Here is a 12,511-nt window from a genome sequence, read left to right as displayed (position 1 = left end):
CTTTCTTTTTTATTCCCAAATCTCACTTGCCCATTCTGGGTGATCGATAAAGGGATTGCGGTTGTTCTGATACGTTTCATAAATAATCTCGTTGCGGTTTCGTTCGATTTGATCGACAGGATCTTGTTTGTGCCACTTGAGAAGTACGGACATTTTGCCGTGAAGAGGGGCGCTACCATTATTCACTTTGTCGTTTAATTCTAAATCTGGAAAGCGGTCATCGCCCTCGTACCGCACCGCCATATAAAAGAGCATTCTTGCCACATCCCCTTTTACCCGGCTATGAGGTTCGAATGAGTCGCTATCGTAAAAATTGCCCGGTGCTCCCTTGTATTCATTTCCGCCCAGATCAAAATCTAAATTTCCACGAGTACTATTCGTTTGTACGTCTGTTGCTCGCAGATGATGGAGATCTGTACCTGGGCCCTGGCTTGTCCCAAAATTGCCGTGTGACTTAGCCCAGACATGCTCCCGGTTCCACTGGCCAACATTTCCGCCATTCGATTGCTTTGAGCGGGAGACACCGCTATAGAGCAAGAGCACGTTGTTTGGATTTTTTGGATCTTCATCTGTTTTCTTTAAGGCATCCCAAACTTGGCTGTAGGATAGCTGCTTATGATCATCAATAATATCGTGTAAAGCTTTCTTTAAAGCGGGTCCTGATTTGCCATTAGCAGATTGATAATAGGAATCGATTTGACTTGTAGCGGTTGTTTTCGCTTGTTGTGTAGATGTTTCGTTTTGAAGCTGTAACGGGGAAAATGTGATGGTTTGGCTCGGTTCATTCAAAGTAAAGCTTTGAGCATTCGCAGTTTGCGGCAGCGGGGCGGCTAACGTACCGAATATCATGATTCCGGCAGCCACAGTTCCAAATAAGGTTCTCTTCATTCGATTTCCTCCTTGATAGGGAATGTATTCTCTTTATTTCTATCATAATGTCAGAAAGAAATAAATGGATTTCTCGTAAATTTTATGTAATGAGTTCATAGGAAAAGAGATTGCTATTTTATCAGCATTACTGTATAAGTGGGCATATAGGATGACAGCAAGGGAAAGGATGGATAACGTGAAAGAACTGCAAATACCTTCAAGAACGATTATGACACCAGGACCTGTTGAAGTAGATCCCAGGGTGCTCCGTGTAATGAGTACACCAATTCTCGGTCAATTTGATCCAGCATTTACACATATCATGAATGAGACGATGACCTTATTGCGGTCCCTTTTCCAAACAGAAAATGAATGGGCTTTTCCAATTGACGGCACGTCTCGTTCAGGGCTTGAAGCTGTGCTTGCCAGTGTCATTGAGCCGGGAGATTCGATGCTTGTGCCTGTCTTTGGCCGGTTCGGTCATCTTCTCATTGAAATAGGACAGCGCTATGGTGCTGAGGTACATACAATGGAATGTGAATGGGGAACCGTTTTTGACCCAAGTGATATCATTCAGAAAATGAAGCAGGTCGAGCCTAAAATCGTTGCGATGGTCCATGGTGAAACATCCACCGGGCGATTGCAGCCACTTGAGCAAATTGGTGAAGCGTGCCGGGCACTGGATGCATTGTTCATTGTAGACGCTGTAGCAACCATTGGCGGGGTTCAGGTGAAAGTGGATGAATGGAAGATTGATGCGGCGATTGGCGGTACGCAGAAGTGCTTGTCTGTTCCATCAGGCATGTCACCTATCACGTATAATGACCGGGTTGCAGCTGTCGTTGAATCGAGAAAGAAAGTGGAAAAGGGAATTGCGACACAGGATGAATTGCAGGAGCAAATGGATATTTCTCCAATTAAAAGCAATTACTTTGATCTCAGCCAGCTTCAGGATTATTGGAGCCCTAGGCGATTAAATCATCATACAGAAGCGACAACGATGCTCTATGCACTTCGAGAAGGGGTTCGTGTTGTGCTGGAAGAAGGTCTGTCTGAGCGTTTCCAAAGGCACGCATATCACGAGAAGGCCTTGATGAAAGGACTTGAAGCGATGGGACTTGAATTGTTCGGTGATCCACATTGTAAAATGCCGGTTGTGACATGTATTGAGATTCCAAGTGGTATGGATGGAGAAGCGGTACGTGCCGATCTGCTTAAGCATTTTGGTATCGAAATTGCCAGCTCCTTTGGACCGCTAGCCGGACGTATATGGAGAATTGGCACAATGGGCTATAGCTGCCGAAAAGAAAATGTGCTGTTTGTGTTAGCAGGGCTAGAAGCAATTTTAATCAAGCATGGTGCATCCATCCATTGCGGCGCAGGGCTTCAGGCGGCTCTTTCTATCTATGAACAAGGTGAATAAAGTCATAAGGATACTCGCTATTTGCGGGTATTTTTTATTTGGAAAAGAAAACTAAATTTTGAAAAACTAGACTTATAGACAGTGATATCGCTATACTGAAGAAGTTCTGATCATTTTTGTCATCATTTTCATTTATTTTGCAGAAAGAGGTTTTTTGATATGAAGAAAATGGGCAGATTATACATTTTGATGCTCAATATTTTTATTGCCATGCTTGGCTTTGGCCTCATTGTCCCTGTCATGCCAAGTTACATTGAAGCCTTTGGTGCAACAGGAAAAACACTCGGTTTTCTTGTCGCTGCAACAGGTCTTACACAGTTTGCTTTATCGCCGGTCGCAGGCGCATTGACCGATCGATTTGGACGTAGAAAATTGATCATTGCGGGGATTGCCGGCTTTACGATTGCCCAGTTTATTTTTGCATTTGCTGATCAGCTTTGGATGCTGTTTGTGTCTCGGTTTTTAGGTGGTGCTGCCGGGGCTTTACTCATGCCAGCCATGTTTGCATACATCGCTGATATCACAAGTGAGAAGGATCGAGGGAAAGGTATGGGGCTATTTAGTGCAGCGATGACGTTAGGCTTTGTCATTGGACCGGGCGTAGGCGGCTATTTGGTCGAGTACGGAATCGCTTTTCCTTTTCTCATCGCAGGTTCCTTTGCAGCTCTTTCTACCCTATTGTCCATCCTGTTTTTACCTGAAACATTAACAAAGGAAAAGCAGGAAGAAGCGAGGTTAAACAAAGACATTCATTTCAACCCGTTTGTACAAATGCTGCAAGCTTTAAAGACATCCTACGGTTTTTTGTTTATATTGGCGTTTGTCCTCAATTTTGGCATCATTCATTTTGAATCGATTTTCGGCTTATATGTAGACCAAAAACATGGATTTACACCGAAGGATATTGCGTTTGTGATTACGGTTGCGGGTCTTGCAGGCGTGCTTGTCCAAGGTGCGTTGGTGAATGCCTGTGTGAAACGATTTGGTGAAATGCGCGTCGTGCGTTATGCACTGCTAGGAGCGGCTTTGATGCTCATCGTCTGCCGTGTTGCACCGTCCTTTTGGCTAATCTTTGCAGGCTCTATTTTATTTTTGTCGGCTACATCATTTGTTCGTCCAGCCCTCAATACATTGCTGTCCAAAATGGCAGGTAATCAGCAAGGAGTAGCGGGCGGCCTCAATACATCCTTTATGAGCCTTGCCAATATTGTCGGACCGAGCCTTGCGGGCATTTTATTTGATGTGAATATTGAGTTTCCTTTTATGCTCGGAACACTGGTACTTTGCATAAGCTTCATTGCATCCATCGTGTGGGGGAAAAAAGTGCAGCATACTTCGATAGTTTCTTAAAATTTGTTTATAAAAAACCGATCAGTACGGCTTGATCGGTTTTTTGATGCGCATCATCTCTTATATGTCACGACAGGTGATTTTTCTTTATGAAGCGCACGAATCATGGCATCATCTACATGCAAATGCTCTTTCACTAATTGAGGAGGTGTTAAGGCCATCCACTGATTCAACGAAATATCTGCAAAGCGATCACTTTTAAACATTTCTAAAAACCAAAGGCTCGTTTGGCCGATATTTTGGATGTAATGTCCCATACCAAAAGGAACATATCCGACATCACCTGCTCTGTAATTAAAGGTGCGGGCAGTGCCCCCGGCTCCAAAGACCGTCATTTTGGCTGTACCGGTTAAATAGTATTGCCACTCATCATTATTAGGGTGCCAGTGCATTTCTCTCATGCCGCCAGGCTTTACTTCAACAAGCGCAGCTGCAATGGTTTTTGAAACAGGGAAGTTTCGTGAATCGACAATGCGGACAGTTCCCCCAGAGGTCGTCAGCGGTTTTTGGCGAAGCAGCTGGTACGTAAATGGCGGCTCGATGCTTCCGTATGGATCAGATACCGTTTGGCTTTCTATTGATGCTGGCGGAGAGCCTTGAAACATGTAGCGCTGCTTATTCGGAATATGGTCAAACAGCTTCTCAGGAACGCCAAAATTGTCGGAGAGAATGTTTTTCGGTGTATGGGCAAACCAGTCTGTGATGGTGAACGTATCAAATTCAGAAAAAGCGCCATCATCAAAGACTAAAAGAAATTCACACCCGTCCTCAAGTCCTTGAATGGAGTGCGGAATACCTGGGGGGAAATACCATAAATCTCCTTCTGCTACATCAGCGATCATATTTCGCCCTTCTGCATCTACAGAGGTGATGCGGGCTTTTCCTAAAATCATATACGCCCATTCAGCCTGCTTATGCCAATGGAGCTCTCGCACTCCGCCTCGAGTCAGCCGCATGTTGACACCCGCAATCGTTGTGGAAACAGGCAGCTCTCGCTTCGTAATTTCTCTCGACCAGCCGCCATGATTTAAATGCATATGTGTATCGGAATATGAAAATTTTAAATTAGGAATGATTCCGGCATCGGTTTTAGGTGGAACAAGCATATCTGGGTTCTCGATATCTCGAAGGACGTCCCGCGGGCCTAGATCGGTGGCACCAGCACCATCCTCTCGAATGGGCTGCGGGATGTGACGCAGCTCATCATCCATTTATCATCCCTCCTCTTGTATCATTTTTCTCCTCCAAACTATATGAAGCTTCGGAAGAAAACATTCACTCAGGATGGGGTGAAAGAAGCATGTGAATACGTAATGCTAAGCGCAGCCTTAATGTGGTTTCAGGGTCTTTTAAGCTGATCCGCAGCAGCTCCTCACACTTCTCCAATCGATAAATGACCGTGTTGCGATGAATAGACAAACGTTTCGCTGTTTCTGAAATGTGGCAATGCGTTTCTAAATAGACAGATAAGGTGTGGAGGAGATTTTGACCGGCTTCATATAACGGGTGAAGGTGCATCTGGTGAAACGTGACTAAATCCTTTCTTGGAATAAGCTTTAATAAATCTGGCACATCCTTTGCCTGATAGAAGTGTATATATTCCGACTGCGCCGAGAGATGTCCGGCTTGAAGCGCTTCTAATGCTTCTCTGTACCCCTCAGACAGGTAATTGATGCGACAACTAGTCAAGCTCGCGCCAAAGGAAATGGTGTGATTCACTTGAATGCTAACGAGCATCTGCAGCTGTTTCAAAAAAGAAAGGAGTCTTTCACTCATCTCTGACCAACTGCCCGTCTCTTCCATTAATACAATGCCCATATCACCTTTGACAAATAAAAAGGAAGGGAAAGGAGAGCTTGGAAGTGCGCTGTCGAGCAGATCAACGACTTGTTCTAACATCAGTTGCTGCTTCAAAAAATGAGTGGTCTCATGACACTGATCAAGCTGACAGATCATACATAGATAGCTGCTATCTACATTTAATCCAAACGCCTTCGCAATGTTTGCAGCGTCTTGCTGAGAATACGATGAACCCTCTATCCATCTGCGAAATCCTTCATTTCTGGCATGCTTGGCCGTTTGCTGGGCAGAATATTGTCTCATTCGCGCAATCGAGATTTCGTGTACTGCTTGTTCAATGATGACTTGCAGTGTTTCATCCAGCGGAAGGATGAAGGAAGGAATGACCACATACTCACATGTTTGTTCGATTAGATCAATCGGAAAGACAGAAAAGGTTTGCTTCGTATCTATTATTGAAAAATAATGGGGTGTCCGGCTTTTGAAAAAGGGGAGAATGCGAATCCAATCTGGGCTCGTGATGATGATGTGCGAGTTGCAGAGAAGGCGCCCATGCTGGTTACACAAATAGACAGGCTTGTGAATCCTTTCGGCGATTTTTTGCAATGCTTCAAACTGGTTATCGTCTAAGTTCATATCCACTAAGTCTCCTTTATTGAGAACTTTAGTTCTTGGTGAAGATGAATAAATAAATGGACAATCACTGTTCACTTCTCTGATATGCATTTTATGTTATCAGCTCAAATCATTTAAGATAGAAAGTTGTCAACTAATATCACAAACAAACAGAGTTCATGATAAAATCACGCACCATCAGTCATCTTCATTCAGAATTACGGGCAAATATGATATGTTGTAGACAGAAGAATTTCTTTCAGAAAGATGGGTATGACAAGAGAAAAAGGCTTTCATGTGAGGAAGCCGTCTATACATGAGAGTGGCAAGAGGTGAGAAACATGATTTATATCGGATTAACTGGCTGGGGTGACCATGACAGTCTTTATCCGCCGAAAATCGGCAGCGCGCAAAAGCTGTTTCACTATTCGTCTACGTTTCCCATTGTGGAGCTGGATGCCAGCTTTTATGCAGTTCAGCCTGAACGTAATCATGAAAAGTGGATCAAGGATACGCCAGATACCTTTCAATTTGTCGTGAAAGCATATCAAGGAATGACCGGTCATCAGAGAGGCGAAATTCCGTTTGCTTCGAAGGAAGAGATGTTTGACGCATTTATTCTTTCATTGACTCCGCTTATTCGTGAAGGGAAACTAGCCATGGTTCTATTTCAATTTCCACCATGGTTTGATTGCAAAAAAGAGCACGTCCTTTATTTAAGATGGTGTAAAGAGAAGATGGGGGACATTCCGTGTGCCCTCGAATTCCGTAACCGCACATGGTTCTCAGATGAATTTTATGAGCAGACCTTGTCCTTTATGGAAAAAGAAGGCTGGATTCATTCTGTTTGTGATGAGCCGCAAGTTGGAGAAGGCTCCATTCCGCCAGTCATACAAGCTACGCACCGTGATAAAACATTGGTCCGTTTTCACGGAAGAAATAAACAGGGCTGGCTTCACCCAGCAGACCATGAGAATTGGCGTGAAGTGCGATACTTATATTTATATAATGAAGCTGAATTAAAAGAGTGGAAAAAGAATCTCGACATCCTGCATCAGCAATCAAAAGATGTGTATGTCGTGTTTAATAATAACTCCGGCGGAGATGCAGCGGCGAATGGTCAGCAGATGATTGATTTGCTGGATATTACGTATTCAAGCCTTTCTCCGAAGCAGTTAGATTTATTTAGTTAAATGAGAGCTGCGGCTTTCAACTTGAATGAGACGGTTCAGTGACAACTTGAGGGAGAGATCAACATGCTGCAGAAGCTATGGTTATATCATACAAACGATTTGCACAGCCACTTTGAGAACTGGCCAAAAATCGCAGCTTATATTGAAGAAAAGCGTCAAGTTCACGATCAGATGCTCTTGTTTGATATTGGCGACCATATGGACCGAGTGAACCTCGTGTCAGAAGCTGATTATGGAAAGGTAAACGTCAAGCTCCTCAATCAGCTTGGCTATGACGGGGTCACAATTGGAAATAATGAAGGCATTACGCTGCCTCATGATCAGCTCGATCAATTGTACGAGCATGCGCAATTTCCAGTGATCCTGTCTAATTTATTTGAGAAAGGCAAAAGACCATCGTGGGCACAGCCTTATCATATAATCCAAATGGAAAACGGACTGAAAATATGTCTCTTAGGTGTGACCATTGCGTATACACCTGTCTATGAAAAGCTGGGCTGGGAGATTACAGATCCGTTTGACAGCATACGTGACATGCTGCAGGAAGTGAAGGGACAAGCGGATATCATTGTGCTCTTGTCCCATCTTGGTATCATCCATGATCGGGAAGTCGCCCGTGATTTCCCTGACATCGATATTATCCTAGGCTCACACACGCATCATTTGTTAGAACAGGGTGAAATGGACAATGGGGTACTGCTTGCATGCGCTGAAAAGTATGGGCATTATATTGGCTGTGTCGAGCTGACCATTGATACAGCGAGCAAAGAGTTAATCGAGAAAAAAGCAACGGTGCAGTCAGTGGAGCAGCTGATCAGTGAATTAGATGAAGCGATCACTACCTTACAGCAAGCAGAGAGAAGAGCGAGAGCCCTCATGCAGGAAAAAGTAACCGTGATTGAGTCAAGGCTAGAAACGAAGTGGTTTGATGAATCCCCGCTTCCGCAGCTCTTAACAGATGCCATTAAAGATTGGTGCGGGGCAGATATCGGCATGATGAATGCAGGTATGGTGCTTGATTCATTAGAGGCAGGAATCGTGACTAGAGAAGAAGTCCACCGAATCTGCCCGCATCCCATTAACCCAATTAGGGTGACGCTTTCCGGTCAACAGCTCATCGAAACCGTTCGGCGTGCCTGTGAAGAAAAAATGGAACAGCTACGCATTAAGGGCTTCGGCTTTAGAGGTGAGCTGATGGGGAAAATGCTGTATAGCGGCCTCACCTATACAGTAGAAGAAGGTGAAACCAAACGAGTAAAGGATGTTTTTGTGCATGATCAATTGATCAGAAAAGACGCCTTATATACGGTTGGCACAGTCGATATGTATACATTAGGCTCTCTATTTCCTCATATCCGTGACCATGAACACATTGAATATTTCATGCCGGAATTTTTACGTGATGTGCTTACTTGGCGCCTGAAGGAAGCCACATGAAATCCGCTTTAGCCTAACAACACTCGCCCTCTTGTCACATAGATTGTGATGAGAGGAGTGAAGGGATTTGGTGAATTTAACACCTATTAATATTGATGGACATTCCTTTACAGCCGTCACCGTCAAACTGCCGAAGACGAATTTTATGGCAGTGACAAATGAACATGGGTATATTATGTGCGGTGCACTGGATGTCGGGCTCTTAAATGAAAAGCTTGCAGATAGAGGCATTATCGCAGGGAGAGCAGTTGGTGTGAGAACGATAGAGCAATTGCTTGATGCCCCTTTAGAATCTGTGACATACGCTGCAGAAGCGTTAGGCATTACAGTTGGAACCATTGGAAGAGACGCCTTATTAAAAATGGTGAAATAAAATGAAGAGATGATTCCTATCCCCCCGCCTGTCTGCATACACTTGTAATGGAGAAGGGGGGATTTTTTATTGAGAATGAACCGCCGCTATCGCCCCTATAAAAAGGGCCCTTTGCCATTCCGATACGTCATGCTGCTTGCGATCTTATTCTTTGTACTCTCAACCGTCATAAGTCTATTTTTTATTAACCGCTCCATTAAACCAACCCTTATACACATTGCTGAACTAGAAACAGAGCGTATCGCCAATCATCTGATTCAATATTCCGTCCAAGATTTTGCAGAAGATCAGGAGAATATGAAGGATATGGTGGTCATGAATACAAGTGAGAACGGAAAAGTAACGACCATCGATTTTAATGCGCAAGCAACATCGAAAGCAATGGCTGACCTGTCACGTCATCTTCAAAAAAATTTAGAGGACATTGAAAAGGGGAATTTTCAAAAAGAGGCAAAAGAAGCATTAAAGGATCAAACAGATGGACATGACGGCATTATATATAACATTCCGCTTGGGCAAGCGTCCGGAAATGCACTCATCGCCAACCTAGGACCAAAAGTGCCTGTACGGTTTAGTCTCATTGGCGATCCGCATACGGACGTTGAAAAAAACATTAAGCCTTATGGCATCAACAATGCCTTGATTGATATTAGTGTTCTAATTGAGGTCAAGGTGAGAGTCATCATCCCGTTTGCATCTGAAACAATCGTAGTCAAAAATTCAGTTCCCGTCTCCATCCAAGCCGTTCAAGGAGACGTACCAGATTATTACAATGGCAGCGGAACGAACTCAGGCGCTCCATCGATTGTTCTCCCAGAGAAAAAGGAGAAGAAAGAATAACAGCCCAAGGAATGATTGGGCTGTTTTTTGATGTGCATTTATTGTAAATAAAAACCTCATTCACTACTTGATTCCATATAGATGAATGTGTCATGATCAATTTTAATTGTTATTAGGGGGAGCTTTATGAAGAAACTTTATGTAAGTGGTATTTGTTTTTTGGTTTTTGCTATAGTATTTAGTGCTAAATATATCACAGCATCCATTTTACTGGTCAGAAATGAAAGCTTAAGTATCGATATTTTTAGAGGTATGTTTGACATGATTCCATTGGAAGTAACCGTTGTGTATTTCATTTTTCTCATCATGGGAATTCTATTTTTAATTTTAGGTTTGAAGGAGAAAAATGAGCAGTAACTTGCTTAGACATGAAAAAGGAGAAGGGTGCGAAAACGCTAAACTTCTCCTTTTCTTTAATGTCGTTTTCGCTCAGCTCTTTCCCACGCCCTTAAATGAGGGTATGGATCAAAAGACCATTCAGTTCTGCCATTGTCTTTATACATGCCATAGTGAAGATGCGGCGGAAATTTTCCTGCTGTGCCTGGAGGGCCATAACCGGAGCTTCCGACAGATCCAATGACCTGTCCGGGTTCAACAATTTGACCTGTTTTGAGTCCTTTTGCAAAGCCATTTAAATGAGCGAAGTAATGATAATGGTTATGAATATCTCGAATCCCAATCCGCCAGCCGCCAAAGCGGTTCCAGCCTTTCATTTCAATCACGCCATACGATGTCGCACGAACGGGAAGTCCATAATGGGCAAATAAATCCGTACCCTCATGAATTCTTCTGCCTCCAAATCCTCTTGCATCTCCCCATGTACTCCGGTAGCTGTAGTCAGCTCCGACTGGAAGAGGGAAAGCGTGCTTTCCGAGGTCAAGATGACCATAGTGCTGATATAGCTTCATAAAAGATGAAATGATTCCAACGGTTTGATCTCGTCCATAATAGTCCCATAAAGCAATTTTTAATTGATCAATGCTGTTGCCGTAATGAAGCAAGTATTGAGCAAACGTGAATAATACATCCTCATCGTCATCGCTGTTCGCTTTTCCATCCCCGTTTCCATCAAGTCCAATTCCATCAAACACTTTAATGCTTAAAGGAGAGGTATCCTGCTTATTCGGGTTTTCAGGGCCGATCCACATTTCCCGGGGAATGTAGATGCCAATGACGCCTTTTTGTTTCGGTAAATCTCTTCTGCTTTTTCGAATATTGTGCTCATACTGATCAACCGCAGCAAGTACATACCATGGAACCTGTGTCGTGATGGCGACTTTTTCGTAAAGTGCCATTCGCTGCTTCAGTACATCTGGCTGCTTGCCTTCCCCCTGCGTATGAACAGGTAAAGGAAGCATTGAAAGAGCGATCATGATGGCTAAAACCACTTTCACAAACGTCCATCTCCTTTCATCAAGCATCGTCTTCTACCGTTTAGTGTGGTTAGATCACCCTATTTCATAAGAAGAAAATGTTAGTAATTTTCTTGTGATTTTTTTAGGAGGCTTTTGGGTATTTTTGCAGCTCATTCCCTTGTTGTTCAATCTGTACTATGTTAAAGTGTCTAAAGAAAAGGCTTTAGGCCGAAGATTCAATTTTTTGCAGCTTCTTAGCTGCATCCATCGTATATAGCAGGAAGATTTTTGTAGATGCACCTTTAACGAATTCATATGGAGATGATGGAATTGGCAAAGAAGGAAGAGCACGTAAGAAAACCGGACTGGCTTAAAATTAAGCTGAATACGAATGAAAACTATACCGGTTTGAAAAAAATGATGCGGGAAAACAACCTGAATACCGTTTGTGAGGAAGCAAAATGTCCGAATATTCATGAATGCTGGGCAGTGAGAAGAACCGCTACATTTATGATCCTTGGATCTGTTTGTACGCGCGCATGCCGTTTCTGTGCGGTGAAAACTGGACTTCCAACTGAGCTAGACCTGCAAGAGCCAGAACGCGTGGCAGATTCAGTGGCTTTGATGAACTTAAAGCATGCTGTCATAACAGCGGTTGCAAGGGATGACCAAAAGGATGGCGGAGCAGGTGTGTTTGCTGAAACCGTTCGTGCCATTAGAAGAAAAAGCCCATTTACGACAATTGAAGTTCTCCCTTCAGATATGGGCGGCAATTACGATAATTTGAAGACGTTAATGGACACACGTCCTGACATTTTAAATCACAATATTGAAACAGTTCGCAGATTAACGCCAAGGGTTCGTGCGCGTGCTACATATGATCGTTCATTAGAATTCTTGCGCCGTGCAAAAGAAATGCAGCCCGACATTCCAACGAAATCAAGCATTATGATTGGACTCGGTGAAACGAAGGAAGAAATCATTGAAGTCATGGATGATCTTCTTGCTAACAACGTCGATATTATGGCGATTGGTCAGTATTTACAGCCTTCGAAAAAACATCTAAAAGTTCAAAAATACTATCATCCGGATGAGTTTGCAGAGCTGAAAGAAATTGCGATGTCAAAAGGCTTCAGCCATTGTGAAGCTGGACCGCTTGTGCGCTCTTCCTACCATGCAGATGAACAAGTAAATGAAGCGTCTAAAAAGCGTCAGGCGCAAGCATAACAAGAAAACGCCAGAGCTCTCTGGCGTT

General features: G+C 43.5%; 12 protein-coding genes. 8 read left to right on the top strand and 4 right to left on the bottom strand.

The features are described 5' to 3' along the window. Positions 1-9 precede the first annotated feature (9 nt). On the bottom strand, positions 10-888 hold the full coding sequence (locus NSQ36_RS15200; protein WP_339206017.1) for an endonuclease: 879 nt from the start codon (positions 886-888) through the stop codon (positions 10-12). Positions 889-1,057: 169 nt separating this feature from the next. On the opposite strand from NSQ36_RS15200, the gene NSQ36_RS15195 reads away from it, so the two are divergent. Next, positions 1,058-2,293 (top strand): alanine--glyoxylate aminotransferase family protein, encoded by a 1,236-nt coding sequence (locus NSQ36_RS15195; RefSeq protein WP_137054440.1) that lies wholly within the window; start codon positions 1,058-1,060, stop codon positions 2,291-2,293. Between the two features lie 159 nt (positions 2,294-2,452). Beyond that, positions 2,453-3,643 (top strand): MFS transporter, encoded by a 1,191-nt coding sequence (locus NSQ36_RS15190; RefSeq protein ID WP_339206015.1) that lies wholly within the window; start codon positions 2,453-2,455, stop codon positions 3,641-3,643. Between the two features lie 53 nt (positions 3,644-3,696). Here NSQ36_RS15190 and NSQ36_RS15185 read toward each other — a convergent pair whose 3' ends face one another. Both NSQ36_RS15185 and NSQ36_RS15180 read right to left on the bottom strand, forming a co-directional pair. After that, positions 3,697-4,854, bottom strand: a complete 1,158-nt coding sequence (locus NSQ36_RS15185; RefSeq protein ID WP_339206013.1) for an oxalate decarboxylase family bicupin — start codon at positions 4,852-4,854, stop codon at positions 3,697-3,699. Between the two features lie 64 nt (positions 4,855-4,918). Further along, positions 4,919-6,079 carry a helix-turn-helix domain-containing protein gene (locus NSQ36_RS15180; protein WP_284907311.1) on the bottom strand — a complete coding sequence of 387 codons (1,161 nt, stop codon included), beginning with the start codon at positions 6,077-6,079 and terminating at the stop codon, positions 4,919-4,921. Between the two features lie 320 nt (positions 6,080-6,399). Between NSQ36_RS15180 and NSQ36_RS15175 the strand changes: the two genes are divergently transcribed. From NSQ36_RS15175 to NSQ36_RS15155, 5 genes are all read left to right on the top strand, one after another. Then, complete coding sequence (locus NSQ36_RS15175) at positions 6,400-7,251, top strand: DUF72 domain-containing protein (protein ID WP_003212748.1); 852 nt, start codon at positions 6,400-6,402, stop codon at positions 7,249-7,251. A gap of 63 nt (positions 7,252-7,314) precedes the next feature. Beyond that, positions 7,315-8,688, top strand: coding sequence for a bifunctional UDP-sugar hydrolase/5'-nucleotidase (locus NSQ36_RS15170; RefSeq protein WP_339206011.1), 1,374 nt, complete (start codon positions 7,315-7,317; stop codon positions 8,686-8,688). A 67-nt stretch (positions 8,689-8,755) separates the two neighbouring features. Beyond that, a complete protein-coding gene (locus NSQ36_RS15165) occupies positions 8,756-9,061 on the top strand; it encodes a YunC family protein (protein WP_050944071.1) in 306 nt (101 codons plus the stop codon). A gap of 69 nt (positions 9,062-9,130) precedes the next feature. Beyond that, the gene (yunB, locus tag NSQ36_RS15160) at positions 9,131-9,901 is read left to right on the top strand and encodes a sporulation protein YunB (RefSeq protein WP_003213497.1); all 771 of its coding nucleotides are present in this window, start codon (positions 9,131-9,133) and stop codon (positions 9,899-9,901) included. A gap of 126 nt (positions 9,902-10,027) precedes the next feature. Beyond that, positions 10,028-10,258 carry a hypothetical protein gene (locus NSQ36_RS15155; RefSeq protein WP_003212760.1) on the top strand — a complete coding sequence of 77 codons (231 nt, stop codon included), beginning with the start codon at positions 10,028-10,030 and terminating at the stop codon, positions 10,256-10,258. Positions 10,259-10,314: 56 nt separating this feature from the next. Here the strand turns inward: NSQ36_RS15155 and NSQ36_RS15150 are convergent, their stop codons facing one another. Continuing rightward, positions 10,315-11,259: a M23 family metallopeptidase gene (locus NSQ36_RS15150; RefSeq protein WP_249118194.1), complete on the bottom strand. Its 945-nt coding sequence runs from the start codon at positions 11,257-11,259 to the stop codon at positions 10,315-10,317. A gap of 327 nt (positions 11,260-11,586) precedes the next feature. Here NSQ36_RS15150 and lipA point away from each other — a divergent pair, with 327 nt between their 5' ends. Then, the gene (lipA, locus tag NSQ36_RS15145; protein ID WP_034317455.1) at positions 11,587-12,483 is read left to right on the top strand and encodes a lipoyl synthase; all 897 of its coding nucleotides are present in this window, start codon (positions 11,587-11,589) and stop codon (positions 12,481-12,483) included. Positions 12,484-12,511 lie beyond the last annotated feature (28 nt).

The organism is Bacillus sp. FSL W8-1143, from assembly GCF_037965155.1.
Taxonomy (GTDB): domain Bacteria; phylum Bacillota; class Bacilli; order Bacillales; family Bacillaceae; genus Bacillus; species Bacillus pumilus.
Note: the sequence above shows the minus strand (reverse complement) of the source record. Positions and strands in the feature narration are given on the sequence as shown.